This is a genomic window from Paenibacillus chondroitinus NBRC 15376, from assembly GCF_004000765.1.
GTDB classification, from domain to species: Bacteria; Bacillota; Bacilli; order Paenibacillales; family NBRC-103111; genus Paenibacillus_E; species Paenibacillus_E chondroitinus.
In genome coordinates this window covers 1-17,464 of the sequence record NZ_BILW01000019.1, presented here as the reverse complement: position 1 = coordinate 17,464, position 17,464 = coordinate 1, and the positions used below count along the sequence as shown (strand labels likewise).

Here is a 17,464-nt window from a genome sequence, read left to right as displayed (position 1 = left end):
AGGGTGATGTGGCCTGTTATGATAAAAAGACGGAGGTGATTACTTTTTTGAAAGCGCAATCAATTTAAGAGAGAGGATGTGAGTGATCTGGTGAAAAGGAAACTGTTTTTCTTTATTTTCATCATGGCGTTGATCGTTCCTTTAAGTTTAGTTGGAATAAGGAGCGCTAATGCGGAGACCTTACCGTACAAGACAATTATCATCGATGACGGGAGTATCACAATTGATGGTGTTATGACTCCTGATGCAGATAATGAGAGCAATGGATACTCGGCTCCGAATTGGACTACAAGTACAGGGGTGAAGGGGTACGATAATTCCAGTTCCAAATATACAAGTACAGCAGGCAGAACCATATCGTGGAATCCGCGATTGGAAGCAGGAACAGCGAGAATATCATTTTACAAGCTTGATTGGGCGGATAAAGCGGATAGCAATGTGAAAATCGAAATTGTGCATAATGGTATGACAGATGTTCAATTTATAGATCTTAGGCCTTCATTCGGAGCTCCAGCAGGATGGGTTGACCTGGGAGAGTACTATTTTTCCGGGACAGGTGAAGAATTCGTTAAATTGACCCGGTCTACCGGCAGCTCTAGCACGATACTTACGCGCGCGGATGCGGTTAAGTTTGAGGGGAATATTCAGCAGAGAGAGCCTCATAAGACAATCATTATTGATGATGGAAGTATCACAATTGATGGAGTCGTCACCACTGATGTGGATAACAAGACTAACGGATACTCAGCTCCCTATTGGAGCACGAGTACAGGAGTGAAGGGGTATAATAATTCCAGTTCCAGTTATACGGATGCCGTGGGAAGAAGCATCACATGGAATCCGCGATTGGAAGCAGGAACGGCGAGAATATCGTTCAACAAGCTTAATTGGGCGGATAAAGCAGATAGTAATGTAAAAATCGAAATTGTGCACAATGGGATTACGGATGTCATGTTTATGGATCTCAGGCCCTCATCTGGCCCAGCTGTTGGATGGGTTGATTTGGGGGAGTATGTTTTTAGCGGTAATGATACCGAATTTGTCAGACTGACTCGAACGCAGCCTACGACGGGAACCATCATTACGCGGGCAGATAGCGTCAAGTTCGAAGGGAATATTCGGCAGCAAGCTCCACCGTTGCCCCCGCTGCGCAGCCGCACATTGGCGAATCTCAGTTATACGGAAAAAGGCAGCATCGAGAATGCAAACTATAAGGCGACTTTCTATGAAGCTGCTTGGGATGGAGGCAAATCCATTGTTCGTGATCTATTCTACAAGGACACGGATACAGGGAATTGGGTGGCAATCAATCATGTGGCAGAAAGACTTGAAGAACAATGGGTTTTGTTGGACGGGAATGCAGGGAGTCGAACCAATTACTACGATACGATGAACAAAAGGTGGATTACATTCGATGGGATCAATTTTCCTGATAGCCATACTGCCGTATTAACCGATTCTTTGCATGGAAGCGATTACGGTTTACAAGTGAACTGGTCCCTGTCTGGGGACAGACCTGATGTTTCCTTTTCTTTTACTCCACGACGGAATGGGAATTATGTCATTGGTTATCAATCTTTCACAACAGAGTTAGCCTCTGGAGTTAATGAAGTGTTAAATGGCTTCAGATCACATGCCAAAATGGTAGGATCGGTTGAATCAACAAGTTTGAGGGAGCTAAGCGCTCCGATGAGTTTGGTTGAGAAGAACGACGGAGCGGGGGACGCTTTGTCCTATGGGATATTTGTACCGTCGGAGGAGCTCCACGTCGAGTTTGAACCGACAGGAGGCGTTACCCAACAACGGCTTGGCATGAGTCTTGTCAACAACGAAGGCACTGTGCAGCCGATTCTTTATGCGCCGCAACTAGGGACTTACTCGCAGATGACCGCGGAAAGCACGTATCAGTTCCATATGGGGCTAATTGCTCAAAACAGCAGTCTGTATAAGGCCTACGAAGATATTCTCCGCAGTGAATACGGTTATTCAGCATACAGGGAAAATGTCGCAGATCAGTCACTTACAGATGCGATGTTCAATATGATCGATTTGCTCAAGATCGAACCGCAAGGGGATGACTCTGTTAATTACGTTCCGTCGCCCAGCGGCTGGTGGAAGCGAGCAAAGGGCTTCATTGATATCGAGAACGAGGATAGCGTTCGAACAACATCGAATGCGGCTCTTCTAGGGGCCTACTATCTGACGGGGGACAATCAGCTTTACGATACGAGGGCATTACCGTCCATCGAGTACGGTGTCTCGCGAAATGGGATTGGTTGGTCGCCAACGCAGAAGCCGATATACGGCGTGCCGTCATTATGGAAAATGGCAACCTTGCCATTCGATGTTTCAAGCGTAGCCGCTGTCAATCAAATGCTGGGCACTTCGGCAGGAATTGGGGCGTTGGGGCAGGAAGAGTACCTTGTGCGAGATCCTGATCAGAAAGATCGGGGGCCGGTCATTCAACCTCTTATGATGTATCGGATGACGGGGGATACACAGTATTTACAGGCTGCCAAGGATGCAGCTGACAGCTATATCGCTCAAAATATCGATACACCTGCATCTGTAAACGTAAGTAAAAATGAGTTTATTTATTATTATGGCAAGCTGTGGATGGAGATCCTGGAGCTTTACGAAGAAACGAAGGATCCCAAATACTTGAATGCCGCGTACAAGGAAGCGAAGCAGTACGTTACCATGTTCGTTGCTCGTCCGGTTCCTGAAGGCACCGTTACGATACCGCAGCCGGAGACGTATAATTACGCGGAATCGTTCCATTGGCCGGAAAGTGGTAAATACGCATATCCTAGGAGCAAGCTCCCTGAAGATGTAGCTGGGGGCGTACAAGCGGACAGTTGGCTTGTTTCACCCAACGGGTTGACATTTGAAGCGGGAAGTACAACCGGCTATTATCGGATGAATGCTCAGGAGGCTCCATTCATGCTGAGATTATCGCTCTATACAGGCGATAAACTGCTGCAGGATATCGCTCATAATGCGGTCATCGGACGATATTCCAGCTATCCGGGTTATTACTATAAGGGCTTCGCTGTTAGCCAACTGGAGCCTGATTTTCCTTTGAAAGGACCAAGCGGGGCTACATCCATCTATTATCACCATATGCCAGCGCAGCTGGGGCAAACAATGGATTATCTGATCAGTGAACAATCGCTGAAATCAAATGGGAGTATCGCCTTCCCGTCCGTATTTGAAACTAATTTTTTATGGTTCAAATATCATCTTTATGGCAATAAACCAGGTCAATTTTACGGCAATTCGAACGTGTGGCTCTGGATGCCCAAAGGAATTATCCAGACTAACCATCCTCAATTGAACTGGATAACGGGAGAAAGCGGAAATAAATTCTACATCAGTTTAAGCAATGAATCCCAGGTTGAGGTACAGACTCCAATCGAATTGAATGCACAAATGGTCGGGTTCAACCCAGCACAAGTTTATAACGTAACCATCATTCGCGATAACGGGACACCCGTGCAAGCCGTTATGAGTGACGGAATCATACAGGCCACAGTTTCAAGCAAGGGAATAACAGCTATCATTGTGGAGGGGCTAGACATTGATGTGCCGTTGCACCGGGTTAGAACGGCCGATACATCGGATGCAAGTTATTTCTTCGACGTCCACAGTCCTATAGATGCTGTTAAGGGCATGCTAATCGTCAAGCCTGACGAAACGTCCTACGATGCTTATGTGGAGGCGAAAACGACAAAGCCAGCGACAATCCATTACTCTTTGGATGGCGGTGTCACGTACACGACCGTTCCAGATACGATTTATCCGATGGAATGGTCGATACGGGTAAATGATTTATCCCAAACTTTCACTTATTATGTGGAATCCGACGGCAAACAGACCCGCAAGCGGACGTTATATCTGCCTGATCAGGTAGGGGCAACGCCAGTCCAACCGGCTTGGCAGCAAGGGTCATCCATCATTGTGGATAATACGGAGGCTGATTTGGAAGGCGTCTGGATACGAGATACAACGGCCAATGACTACTATTACGATAACTATGTATATGCCAAATCGACAGCGGGTACAGCAACAAGCAAAATTGCCTGGCGACCAGATCTTCCTGAAAGTGTCACCTATAGCGTGTATTACAAGCTGCCGCAAATAACAGTCTCAAGCGAAAATTGGGCAACCAATGCCTTATTTACTGTTCATTATAGCGGAGGCTCTGAGACGGTTACCGTTGATGAGTCAAAGGCCGATGGAACGTGGGTGTTCCTTGGCGCCTATCCTTTTGCATCAGGGGATAGCGGGTATGTCGAACTAACCAATAAGGCCAACAAGTCACGGGTAATTGCAGATGCCATGATGTGGGTGGACCCTAATAAGACGCTCCTATTAGAGTCGGTGGTCATCAAGTCGAATAGGGACGAATTGCAAATGACTCAAGCTGCTCAACTGAGTGTAGCCGGTTATTTGGACAACGGACTGATCGGTGATCTGAGCCATGCCAATGTGCAGTATTTCGTTGATAGAACGGATCTAGCTGAAATTGACAGCAATGGCGTGTTGACCCTTCGAAGCCTAGATGGAGTCACAGACCACATCACGGTGTGGGCCACAGTTACGTTGAATGGAGTGACCTTAACAACACCAACTTTGGCTGTAACGATTAAGGATCTGACGGTTATCGTCGACAGCACGGATACGACGGGATTATACACGACGGAAGGGTCTTGGAGCCAAAGTAATTTAGCTGGCTACAAAATTGGTGTTAAATCACGTTATTCTACCGTTCAAGGATCATCGGCCACTTGGAAAGCCCAGCTACCAGAAGGGAGATATACGGTCTCCATCTACAAGATCGTCCATACAACGGCAAACGATAATCATGTCAAAGTGGAAGTGAAGCATCAGTCCGTTACCGAGGTCACGTATATCGATGCGACAGTCGGCTCGTCGGGGTGGGTTAATCTTGGAACGTTCGACTTTACAGGAGACGGCAGCGAGTATGTTCGTTTAACTAGGGAGACTCCAACTACGGTAGATCCGCCAACCCTTCCTGCTGATATGATTTATACGAGGGTTGATGCAGTCAAGTTTGAACGGTAATCCTTCAGCTCACCAATTAAATAAAAAACCGAAAGTATGAGTAGGTATCTCTCAGACTTTCGGTTTTTTTGTTAACAACACAATTTCGACTGCCTGTTGATAGATACATAAAAACGTATGATAATGTAAGACATACATTTCTTAACAATAAGGCTGGGGGTATGAAATGAAGCTGCAGGCTGCTGGCAGATCCAGATGGCTCGTCTATCAGAAGATTGTGATCGTGTTTATCGTGTTGCTTATTCCTTTGGTCGTCATGAATATAGGGGTGAATTACAAAGGGCTAGCTTTTGTTAAGGAGGAAATATCCGAATCGGCGGTGGCCGGCGCGTCCTTTTATTCGAAGCAGATCGACAATGAGTTATATTTTATTCGGAACCAGCAGCTGCTGTTCATGAACAACCGCGATCTGCAGAAGCTCAGTTTCGTAGGCGGCACAATTGAGAATTTTGAAGAGGTCCAACTAATCGATCAAGTAAAAGACAGCTTGCTTACGCTGCAAAGCTCAAGCAATTATGTGGTCGATGCAGGGGTGTATATTAAGTCGGTGGGCAAAATCATATCCATGATGAACGGTGTTGAGAGTACGCCGAATGAGACATTCAGGATGATCTCGACGTTAATGGAAACCACCCCAAAGCCGTCTTTCTATAGACTGGGAGATCGCATGTTATTTATTGAAAGCGAAAACAATTCAGGCATAATGTCTTATATTGAAATTTCTAAAAGCAAGTTATTGGCGGCCTTGAACCAAATTGCGGCGTTATACCAGAAGTCAGCAGTACTGCTGGGAGAAGAGAAACTGGGAAGTATACTCGCTACCACAAAAGACACGGATGTTATCCCTACGGTGCTGTCGCTGGTCGAGGAACAGAGTGAACGTAATGCGAACAAACCCATCATTCAGAAAATAAATGGCACAAGCTATTTCATCACGCACAGTCAAGTCAGTTCATTAAATTTGTCGCTGGTGATGTATGTCAATCAGAATGAACTTACAAGCAAGCTGAGCCAGTTTACTACCTGGTTTTATGCGATTTTTGCTATCACCATTACGGTGCTTCTTCTTTATTCTTTCTCGATCCACTTCATGATTCATAAGCCGCTTTCTAAGCTGACCAAGGCGTTTCAAATGATTGAAACGGATAATTTGAATTTGAGTATTGAGTCAAAGCGCAAAGATGAGTTCCATTATTTATTTAACAGTTTTAACCGGATGGCGAATCGATTGAAGCGCTCCATAGAGGAAAATTATGAACAGAAAATCGCTCTCCAGCATTCTGAATTGAAACAGCTGCAATCGCAGATTAACCCGCATTTTCTATATAACAGTTTCTTTAATATTTACATGATGTGTAAAACGGGGGACTCGGATACCGCTGCTGAGCTTTCACAGAAGCTTGGGAGTTATTATCAGTACATCACGAGGAGCGGGTCCGATGAGGTGCCTTTATTTAAGGAGTATCGACATGCGCTTGATTATTGCGAAATTCAGTGTATCCGGTTTTCGAATCGCATTCGCTATGAATATGTAGAAATGACGCATCCCGTACAGTCGGTACTGGTACCTCGACTGATTATTCAACCCATTGTAGAGAATGTATTTGAGCATGCCTTTGAAGACGGAACGATGCAGGGAATCGTCTACCTCAATGTTGATTACCGGGAGCAAGGCATACGTGTTACGGTGGAAGATAACGGGAAGTCGCTAACAGATGATAAGCTTGAGCAATTGCGCACAAAACTTGCGAGCAGTGCGGAGCAAAAAGAGAAGACGGGAATGACGAATGTAAACGTCAGACTTCAACTGAAATATGGGGCGGGCAGCGGTGTATTCGTCTCCCGCAGCCAACACGGAGGCTTACGAGTAGATCTAATAATAAACTTTATCAAGGAGAGGTAATCATGTACCGACTGCTTATTGTGGATGACGAGCCGGCTATTGTTAATGGTCTGGCACTGCTTTTTCAGGAAAAAGCAGATTTCGAACTTGAGGTTTGCAAAGCTTATTCAGCGAGAGAAGCACTTGAAATTGCTAGAAAAACGAAGCTGGATGTCGTGGTTAGCGATATTCGAATGCCCCAAAAGAGCGGTCTTCAGTTAATGGACGATATCGTGTATTATTGGCCTTCTTGCCGAATTATTTTGCTGACGGGTTACAGTGAATTCGACTATGTCTACGAAGCCATTCGTAAGAATGTGGAGAATTATATTCTGAAGACAGAAGGGATCGACCCTATCTTTGAGGCTGTTAAGAGAGCAATCGATAAATTAGAGCAGGAGAATCGCCATCATATGTTGGAGGAAAAAGCGCTGATGCATGCTCAATTCGCTGAGCCACTGCTCAAAAAAGAAATGCTGGAAGCTTTGCTGCTAGGTGAGCCGGTGACTTTGCTTCTTGCAAATGCTCGATACGCAGAGGTGGAATTTCGTATACAGATAGAACAGCCAGCCTTTTTTATAGCAGGACAAATTAACCGTCTGGAGGAGCAATCTCCCGCACATAAATCGAAGCTGCTGCAAGCGGTGCAACAGACTTTCGACACGCATCTGCCGGTTTCGATTCAGGGAGAACAAACCATTTATGATGCAAACACGCTGGTTTGGCTGCTTCAACCCCATCATGAATTAATAGCCCGGTTCACGGTAGAGGATCATGAAGTGGATTGGCAGGGCATTGTTGGATATATGAAAAGTATTCTGGAAGCGGTGCAGAATGACTGTGAAGAAAATTTGGATGTTTCCGTCTCGTTTGCGGTATCAGGCAATCTAGTAGATGAGTGGGATGATCTTCATGAGCAAGTAGAGGCTGCCCGCACGAATATTCTCAAGAGATTTCAGCTGGGACAAGAGATGGTTGTTCTTGATCTGGGCATGAAGGCGGAGATGATGTCCTCTCAAATGCTGCTGATTGAACAAATTCATCACTATATCCAGAATCAGCTTTCGGGAGATTTATCGCTTACGGCCATTGCCGCAGAGGTGCACTTTAATCCCTCCTATTTATCCCGCTATTATAAACAAATTACAGGCCGCAATCTGATGGAGTATATTCAATCGATCAAGCTGGAATCAGCAATTGCGATGATGGCCAATCCGCAGATGAAATTGAACGAGATCGCATCCAAGTTAGGTTTCGATTCGCCTTCTTATTTCACGACGTTTTTCAAGAAAATGACGGGAACTTCACCGCAAGAATTTCGCAATTTACAATAAGTGAAACAAGAAGTAAATAAAGTGAAAGCAATGTAAAAGAATTGAAATTGTTTGCTTTCTCCGTTTACCTTTACAATAAAAACGTAGGGAAACAAATGAAAACCTATTGCGAATTAAAGGGGGAAAGCGTTTACTATGACAAGTAATCAAAAAGTGAAGCTGCTTCTGACAGGAGGGATGGCCCTCTCGCTGTTGACCGCTTGCAGCAATCAAGTTGGCGACAAACCGAGTTCTCCTGCGCAAGCGACAGCTGGCACAAGTACGGGTTCTGCGCAAGATCCATTAGGCAAGTATGCTGAACCCGTAACGGTTACACAAGTACTTGGATTCAACCCGCCGGAAGATCCAAGAACACTGCAAGGGATTACACCTGATAAGAACGCTTATTTTAAAGATTTGAAAGAGATGACGAATATTGAGGTTAAATATAAATGGACCGTTCCTTCAAGTCAGTTTGAGCAGAAGTTTGCTCTATCTATGGCTTCAGGAGATCTGCCCGACATTCTGGAACTCGATCAGAAAAATTATGAGAAGTTAAAGAAACAGGGCATGCTTGCTGATTTGACGGAAGCTTACAAACAATACGCATCTCCTGCGCTCAAAAAGTATATGGAGTCCGACGGCGGATTCGCCATGAAAACGTTCAGCTCAGAAGGCAAGCAGCTGGGTATTCCTGCTTTCGAAGATCCCTTCCTGTCAACGCAGCTGCTTTGGATTCGGAAGGACTGGTTGGACAATTTGAAGCTTCAGCCACCCAAATCGATTGATGAACTAGAGAAAGTCGCTGAAGCTTTTGTTAAAGGCGACCCGGACAAGAATGGGAAAAACGATACCTATGGCATCGCGATGCAAAAGAACTTTTTCTTCTGGGGATTTGATGTTAGAGGTTTATTTAATGGCTTCGGGGCTTACCCTTCTGTCGGCGATAATCAGTCCGCTTGGATCAAAGGCGCAGATGGCAAGTTAGTCCCGGGACTTATTCAACCTGAAGTGAAGAATGCACTGGCTAGGATGCAGTCATGGTATCAGAAGGGCATTTTCGATAAAGAGTTTGCGCTGAAGGATGAGAATAAAGCGGTTGAAGATATCACGGCTGGCAAAGTAGGGATATCTTACGGCGAATGGTGGTACCCGAACTGGCCGCTTAACTTGAATGTGGACAAAGATCCAAATGCAAACTGGATCGCGCTTCAAATCCCTTCGCTGGATGGAAAGCCTGGGAAGTCGCTTGTTCCTACACTGCGCAGCAATAAAGTATTTGCTGTCAATAAGAATGCGAAAAATCCGGAAGCTGCTATTAAAATGATCAATTTCTACATTGAAATGGGCAAAAAGAAATACATCGAGAAAAATAAAGCGGAGAATGGTTATGTTTATAACTGGTTTAATCCGAGGATCTACAATCCGGCTCAGATCGATACGATCTACACCGAAGTCAACAAGGCGCTCGATGCCAAACAAAATGAGATTGCGCTCGATGACGAAAATTACAAAAACGTAGCCGACGTCTTCAAAGCAACGCAGGACTTCCTCGCTAACAATACGACGAATGCAAGCAAAGGCGTAAATTGGGGGCAGTACTACAGTCGTGCAGCCAAAGAAGGCGGCTGGGGGCTGACGCGTCAGATTCGCGAAAATAAAGCGTTCGTTAACAACGAGTTTTACAGTGTTCCTACCCCGACGCAAGTCGAAAAAGGCGGCCAGTTGGATAAGTTAATGTCGGAATCATTTACGAAGATTGTGTTAGGCGGTTCGCTGGACGAGTTCGATAAGTTTGTAGCCAGTTGGAAGACGCTGGGCGGAGACCAAATTACGAAAGAAGTTAATGAGTGGTATAACACTGTTAAAAAATAAAGGAGTTGATATTGCGGGGGAAGTTACGGGTTAATAACTTCTCCCGCTCTATTTCTACACACTTAGGAAAAGGAGGAGCATTCTACAATGCGAACATTACGCAGAGATTTCCCGCTGCATCTCATGCTAGTGCCGGGAGTTATCTTGACGCTTATATATGCTTATGGTCCAATGGCGGGCATCATCATGGCTTTTCAAAATTTTGAACCGTTATCTGGATTCTTCAAATCGAAATGGGTCGGATTTGACAACTTTACCTATGTGTTTCATTTACCGGATTTCAATCAAGTTCTATGGAACACCCTTCTGATCTCTATATTCAAAATGATTTTATTTCTGCTTGTGCCTCTTATCCTTGCGCTGCTGTTGAATGAGATTACGAAGAAATGGTTTGCGGGCTTGATTCAATCGAGCATATTTTTGCCCTTCTTTCTTTCATGGACAGTACTGGGGGGCGTTATTATTGAACTGTTCTCCTTAAATGGACCCGTTAACGGTTTGATATCGTTGATGGGCTTAAAGCCAATCTTGTTTATGCTCAACAACGATTGGTTCAGAGGGATCATCATAGGCTCAGATGTCTGGAAAGGAATGGGCTATAACATGATCATCATGTTGGCTGCTATCACTGGCATTAACATGAGTCTATACGAAGCGGCTGAAGTGGACGGAGGAGGAAAATGGAAGCAAATGCTTCACATTACGCTGCCGGGTTTGGCGCCGATGCTCATTTTACTCGGCGTATTGAGTTTAGGAAATATTTTAAATGCTGGTTTCGAGCAAATTTTACTCATGTATAACCCGACTGTGTACCAGGGATCGGATATTATCGATACGTTCGTCTATCGGCTTGGGATGTTCAGCCAGCAATTCGGGCCTGCAGCAGCTGTCGGATTGTTTAAATCTATCATTTCTTTAGGATTGGTTTCTATTTCCTACTATGCTGCCTACAAATACAACAATTACAGAATATTTTAGACGGTTGGAGGATGTATTGTGGTCTATAAGCAATCGTTAAGCAGGAAGCTTTTTGTCGTGTTCAATGTGCTGTTGCTAACTCTCATCACCGTATTAGGTATTATACCTTTTATACATTTGCTTTCTGTTTCGCTTAGTTCGAATACCGCAGCAATGGCTGGCGAAGTGAAGCTTTGGCCTGTCGGCTTTTCTTGGGATGCGTATGTCTATCTGGGAGAAAAGGTGGAATTTTTCCGGTCCCTGTGGGTATCCGTGAAGCGGGTTGCGCTAGGCAGCGTAGTGAATATGCTGCTTGTGTTCATTACGGCGTATCCTCTTTCCAAATCGCAAGATCAGTTTGCTTGGCGAACGCCTTATGTTTGGTTTTTCGCTGTGACCATGTTTTTTGGCGGAGGACTTATCCCGACGTATATCATTGTGAAGAATACAGGAATTATGGATTCGATCTGGGCGCTTATTTTACCAGGCGCATTAAATGTATGGAATATGATTCTCATGCTGAACTTTTTCAGAACGATTCCCAAAGAAATGGAAGAAGCGGCAACGATTGACGGAGCCGGCCATTGGAAGATGCTGTGGCAGATTTACTTGCCCGTTTCGCTCCCTTCCATCGCTACGATCGGGTTGTTTACCATTGTTGGACATTGGAACGCTTGGTTCGACGGCATCCTATATATGAATTCGCCTGAAAATTACCCGCTGCAAACGTATCTTTCTACCTTGATTACAGCGATGAGTTCGCAGATGACAGCCGTTTCTGCCGAGCAATTGAAAGCCATGGAAAATCTCAGCGAGAAGACGCTTCGGACAGCACAAATTTTTATGGGAGCATTGCCGATTATGGTTGTCTATCCTTTTGCCCAAAAATATTTCGTTAAAGGCATGACGGTCGGCAGCGTTAAAGAGTAAACGAATAATCGTTCAAGGGAGACAGTAGCAGATGAAAAAAGTGAAAGTTGCGCTAATTGGAGCAGGTTTAAGAGGAGTTAATTATCTGGAATACGCCTTGCAGCATCCTCATGAGCTTGAGGTTACCGCTGTAGCTGAACCTAATCAGGAGCGCAGAGAGAATTTTAAAACAAGGCATGGTTTACAGGAAGACCTGTGTTTTGCGAGCTGGGATGATCTATTTGCTGCGCCAAAGCTTGCGGATGCTGTATTGATCTGTACGCAGGATAAACAGCACTATGAACCAACGATTAAAGCTCTGAGGGCAGGTTATCATGTTCTTTTGGAAAAGCCGATGTCACCCGATGCGCAGGAATGCGTGTTGATGGGAGAGATCGCCGCTCAATCAAACCGCGTTTTTTCCATTTGTCATGTGTTAAGATATACGAATTTCTTTGCGACTATCAAAGGGTTGTTAGAAAACGGTTCCATCGGGGACCTTATGTCGATTGCCCATAATGAAAATGTGGGCTACTGGCATCAAGCACATAGCTTTGTACGAGGCAATTGGCGCAGAAAAGAGGACTCCAGCCCGATGATTCTGGCCAAATCGTGCCATGACTTGGACATCCTGCTATGGTTGGCAGGCTCGGATTGCGTACGCGTATCTTCCTTCGGTTCTTTATCCCATTTTACTTCCGATCAAGCGCCGAAGGGGGCACCGCTTCGCTGTCTGGATGGCTGCCCGGTTGCGGACGACTGTCTCTACTATGCGCCAAAACAGTATTTGACGGATAATACGCATTGGCCTACGTCTGCAATTAGCGATGATCTCAGCTATGAGGCTCGCTTGAAAGCGCTGCAGGAAGGGCCTTATGGCCGCTGCGTGTATCATTGCGATAATGATGTCGTTGACCATCAGTTGGTGAATTTAGAATTCGCAAGCGGCGCAACAGCGGCATTCACGATGAGTGCGTTCACCAGGGACGTTAGCCGAACCATTAAGCTTATGGGCACAAAAGGCGAAATTCGCGGTTCGCTGGAGAAGCAAGAAATCAAAGTCATTCATTTCGGCAGCGGGAAGGTGGAGCGAATTACCTTCGAGGATGCCGGGGGCCATGTTGGACACGGCGGCGGTGACACGGGTTTGATCAAAGATTTCCTCAAGCTGGTTCGAGAGGACGGCAACAGCCAAGGACTTACGTCAGCCTATCATTCTGTACAAAGCCATATGATGGCATTTGCCGCTGAGCAGGCACGAGTGGAACACAGTGTTATTGATCTGAAGGCTTTTGTCGAGTCAATAAAGGCTTAATGACCGATTATGCAAAATAGGTATTGGATAGGTTCACACAACCAAGCAAAATGGTCAAGTTCACATATACTAAGGACAAGATGAAGATTAAGGGGCTGAGATGTTGATGCGGAAACAATCTATAATCGGTGCCTTAAATATCGACACGAATTCAGGAACCATCATCAACGGCGATATGATTAATATTTCGCCGACTGAAATATCCAGAAGTTTCAGAGGTTCAGGCATTGACGTTACGGGTGACAATGCCACGACGGTTTCATTTATTAACATAACCATGATTTTTGGTTCAACTCCAATTGACAATAGTTCAACCAAGCTCAAAAGAAAAGTATCAAAATGAAAGTGAGAAAAACCTTAAGAAGGGCTGCCTTGTGGCAGTCCTTTGTTTGTATGCATTCGGCTGTCGCGAGAGGCAAAATTTCACGTCCTATCATCCTATAGAAATGGATGCGGATGCGGATTGAGCTGCCTGATCTTCAAGGGCTTTTTCGCATATCCAAGCTCCACAGGCACTTGAAGGACTCTCTTCAGCCCCGTCAAGCGTTGCAAATGATGCCCGAATGTCATTGGCAGCATTCCCGGAATCAAGACTTTAACGCAATGCAACCCGTTCCGCAGTATTTCGGGCGACGACTGATCCACCACGATCACATCGAGGTTCAAGCGGCGAAATACCTCGATCATGTCCTTCAAATCATCGGTCAGATCCGCATGGCTAGCCTTACGCTTGAACTCCTCGTTAAACGTTCTGAGCGGACGCTGTCCGTCCAGCAAAAATCGCAGCCGATCCTCGGCTTGCGGCAAACCGTACAGCAGGGCATGATCCTCCATTTGCAAAACGAGATAAGGATCGTCCAGCATTTGTTTGACATGTGCCAGGTTGGCCTCGAATCTCTCTTGCAGGAAGAGCAATCTGCCGGCCAATTCGTGAATGGCGCTTTTCGCAGCCCGCACGGGATCCAAATGGGCTCCTGCTGCGCAGATAAGATTCATCTTCCCGGGGGTGATGCTTTTCGCGAGTGCCCAAATGCTCGGAATCCCGTTCTCCATCGTCATGTTAAACAAATGCACGTCGTATCCAGCGACTGCGCGCAGCCTTTCGAGCATGAGCAGCAGTTCCTGATCATGAGCGGAATAGGGGTCCAGGCGAGGGATTGGCAACTGTGCATACCAGGTCATCAGGAACGAGTCGCGCTCCGCCACTTCCAAAATCCCATGTAGGATCGCTTCCTCCAAGCTTCCGCCTAACGCACACCCGTTGGAGCCTTCCTGGACAAATCCGCCGCCGAATCCCGAGCTGTAATAAGCGAGACTCTCCGGAACAAGGATCGGGCAGTCCCGAACTAGCGAATAACCCCATACCCAATCGATCGGGAGGTCGGGATCAAACGGTTCGAACGTAAAATCAGGCAGCGCGTACTGTTTCTTCGAATATAACCCAACCGTGAATGGATCAAGCGCTTGATCCGCAATATGGTTGAAGCATTCGTAGATTACGGTACGTTTACCGCGGGGGGTTATCCCGCAGAGTCGTTCCAAGCCTTCCAAGATCGCGGTCAATGCGCTCTCCGCATAAGAAAAGCTGCGCCCTCCCGTTATTTCATCTCCCATGAGAAATGATGGCAGATTAACCCCCACCCCGGCAAACGGGGACTCAAGGTCAAGCATCTTGGCATTAAAAACGCCGGTTCGCGAGTCTAGATAATCCTTAGCCAAATGTAGCTTCAGGTCATCCATTGGACGGCTGCGGTAACTGTCTGCGCTTGTCTTAAGTCTCGGCTTGAGCGAAATGTTGGACGCCGCCGATGAATCATCGGGCAAGCTGCCGCACACCTCACAGAGCGGGTCAGGCAGAATGAAATGGAGCGAGTTATTCAGAGTTAACAGGTTAACGATATACATATGCTGCTCCGTGTGGGCCGGGCTGCCCTGCAGCACTCGCTCAATCTCTGCAATCAGCAAGTGAGCTGTTTGCCGGATTCCAGAAGGGGAAGAGCTGACGTGCTGCATATCCCCAGGCGACGCCGTGAAACGTCGGTTATCCGCACACTGGGAGCATCCTGGCATGCTCGGACGAACGAGCGGACCGACGATGCCCTCATCCCTTGAAAGAAAGCCTCGCAACCAAGGGATGCCGGCCTGCTGTAGAACTTCTTCAGCCTCGAAGTATCCGGAGGAAGGCCAGTCATCGTGCAGCACGACCGCCATTTTCGCCGCTTTCGGTATATCGGAAGTGAAATCTGGCTGCCGAACGACCTCATAACGGTCCAATAGTTCTCCGTAAACGCAGTCGGCCAATAAACCTTCCCCGACAACGGATAGGATAGCATGCATGCCCGTTCACCTCCTCTCACGTTGAGTTGCTTACCACTTTCTTTAAGATGATTTCAGTATATCTGTGTGAGAATGAATATATGTGCGATTTGGATCATGTGGGACAAGTAGCTGTACATAAAATTACTAGTGAAGGGTTGGAACAGATCGGGCAATAGAAAGGAGGAATAAAATGACAAATTTCAGGCCCAAGGTATTGGCGATCGGCTCTGGTCCATTTTTGATTTCGCTCATTTCTGCGCTGCTAGCATCTGGAATGCCCAAGATTCATGTATTAGTCTCTGGCTCAATGCCGACGGATCGGCAACGGATGTTAAATCTGGCGGCTCATACGCGTAAAATAGACCCCGAGATAACCATAGAGGAAGTTGTTCTTGAGAAGGAAGGAGATCATGGTTGGCGAGAAGCACTGAGGCCGTTTGATGCCATATTGTATGTAACACAGGAGGGGAATATCGAGGAACTGCGATTTCTTCAATCTATTTGCAGGGAGGAGAGGAAGCTGTATCTTCCCGGAGCAGGTCTGCAGCAGGTGGGACTTGTGGGTCCGCTTGTGCATCCCGACGATGAGGGAGGCTGGGAGTCAGCGTTTCGCAGCATTCACGAGTCAGCGATTTATAAAGACGCTCAGCGGCATACCTTTACTTCTACTGCAGGAGCGATGTTAGCGAATGTGATCGTGTTTCACTTATTACAAAAGATGACAGGAGCGCTCGATGCGGAACAAAGCAATCAATTCTTCCTGCTTAATCTCGAGACATTGGAAGGAAAATGGCATTCGTTCATGCCTCATCCACTGGTCAGCGGACGTGCCGCAGCCCAGTGGATTCACGATTTCGAGCTGCAGCTTGAACGGAAATCAAACCAAAGTGAGGGCGGATTGCTTCCTTACTTTGGCCGGCTGACATCGGCGGAATCAGGGATTTTCCATCTTTGGGAGGAAGGAGACTTGAAGCAGCTGCCGCTTGCTCAGTGTCGTGTTCAGGCCGTCGATCCGCTATCGGGAGGGCCTGCCAGGCTTCTGACAGACATCATTTGTGCAGATATGACGCATGAGGGAGCCAGGCGGGAAGCAGGGCTGGCCGGGATTGAAGCATATGTGTCTCGTATGGCCGGTCTGCTCGTTCAGGATGAACTTATTGGCGTTGGAGCAGGGGAAACATTTGCAGAAGGGATTGGCCGTGGGCTGCAAAAGAGCTTGGCCGAGCTGCTGGACAAGCGACAGGCCCATCAATTGCCATCTGTCTCTCGAGTACACTTGTCTACAATCGAAGATAAACACTGTCGATTTTATTTACAGGCTTTGACAACGATGACGGGAGCGCCAATGATTGGTTTAGGCGAAGAAGTATGTGGATTCCCTGTGATGTGGGTCGGCACAATTGATCGTTGGTATGGCTGTGTTGGCTTGAATGCAACCCTGGCATTGCGGGGGGCATTACAACAGGCTTTGATGGAGGCACAAAACAAACTTGCTTGCCCCACATCAAACGTATTGGAGGTACCGGCTGTACAGCTAGCCGAACAGTTGCCTTTCATGGTTGAAGTCCCTGCCTGTGAACTAACATCAAACACCGATATTCTTCAGTCCGCTGTACAGGTTTTGGAACGGAACCGTAAGCAACTCTTGGTTTTGGATCTGGCCGTAAAACCGTTTTTGAAAGAAGAATTAGCCGGTGTGTTCGGTATATTGCTTAGGAACAACGGGAAAAAACGGCCCCGAATTTAATTTCGCGGCCGTTTTTTCTTGTTGTTTATTGTGTTGGACTAAGAAATTACCATACGAAA

The 17,464-nt window shown here is 46.5% G+C and carries 10 protein-coding genes; 9 read left to right on the top strand and 1 reads right to left on the bottom strand.

The window, feature by feature from the left end:
* Positions 1-90: 90 nt before the first annotated feature.
* The 8 genes from PCH02S_RS20475 (at position 91) to PCH02S_RS20440 (ending at position 13,682) form a co-directional block, all read left to right on the top strand.
* Positions 91-5,088, top strand: coding sequence for a golvesin C-terminal-like domain-containing protein (locus tag PCH02S_RS20475; protein WP_127455810.1), 4,998 nt, complete (start codon positions 91-93; stop codon positions 5,086-5,088).
* A 166-nt stretch (positions 5,089-5,254) separates the two neighbouring features.
* The gene (locus PCH02S_RS20470) at positions 5,255-6,991 is read left to right on the top strand and encodes a sensor histidine kinase (protein WP_127455809.1); all 1,737 of its coding nucleotides are present in this window, start codon (positions 5,255-5,257) and stop codon (positions 6,989-6,991) included.
* 2 nt (positions 6,992-6,993) lie between these two features.
* Positions 6,994-8,304, top strand: a complete 1,311-nt coding sequence (locus PCH02S_RS20465) for a response regulator transcription factor (RefSeq protein WP_127455808.1) — start codon at positions 6,994-6,996, stop codon at positions 8,302-8,304.
* 135 nt (positions 8,305-8,439) lie between these two features.
* Positions 8,440-10,158 carry an extracellular solute-binding protein gene (locus PCH02S_RS20460; RefSeq protein ID WP_127455807.1) on the top strand — a complete coding sequence of 573 codons (1,719 nt, stop codon included), beginning with the start codon at positions 8,440-8,442 and terminating at the stop codon, positions 10,156-10,158.
* Between the two features lie 87 nt (positions 10,159-10,245).
* Positions 10,246-11,136, top strand: coding sequence for an ABC transporter permease (locus PCH02S_RS20455; protein WP_127455806.1), 891 nt, complete (start codon positions 10,246-10,248; stop codon positions 11,134-11,136).
* A gap of 18 nt (positions 11,137-11,154) precedes the next feature.
* Entirely contained in the window at positions 11,155-12,045 is an 891-nt protein-coding gene (locus tag PCH02S_RS20450; RefSeq protein WP_127455805.1) for a carbohydrate ABC transporter permease, read from the top strand.
* A gap of 31 nt (positions 12,046-12,076) precedes the next feature.
* Positions 12,077-13,339 carry a Gfo/Idh/MocA family protein gene (locus PCH02S_RS20445; RefSeq protein WP_127455804.1) on the top strand — a complete coding sequence of 421 codons (1,263 nt, stop codon included), beginning with the start codon at positions 12,077-12,079 and terminating at the stop codon, positions 13,337-13,339.
* Positions 13,340-13,445: 106 nt separating this feature from the next.
* Positions 13,446-13,682: a spore germination protein gene (locus tag PCH02S_RS20440; protein WP_164819645.1), complete on the top strand. Its 237-nt coding sequence runs from the start codon at positions 13,446-13,448 to the stop codon at positions 13,680-13,682.
* A gap of 95 nt (positions 13,683-13,777) precedes the next feature.
* On the opposite strand, the gene PCH02S_RS20435 is transcribed toward PCH02S_RS20440, so the two are convergent.
* Positions 13,778-15,676 carry a TOMM precursor leader peptide-binding protein gene (locus PCH02S_RS20435; protein ID WP_127455802.1) on the bottom strand — a complete coding sequence of 633 codons (1,899 nt, stop codon included), beginning with the start codon at positions 15,674-15,676 and terminating at the stop codon, positions 13,778-13,780.
* Between the two features lie 172 nt (positions 15,677-15,848).
* Here PCH02S_RS20435 and PCH02S_RS20430 point away from each other — a divergent pair, with 172 nt between their 5' ends.
* Positions 15,849-17,405: a bacteriocin maturation protein gene (locus PCH02S_RS20430; protein WP_127455801.1), complete on the top strand. Its 1,557-nt coding sequence runs from the start codon at positions 15,849-15,851 to the stop codon at positions 17,403-17,405.
* The last annotated feature ends 59 nt before the right edge of the window (positions 17,406-17,464 follow it).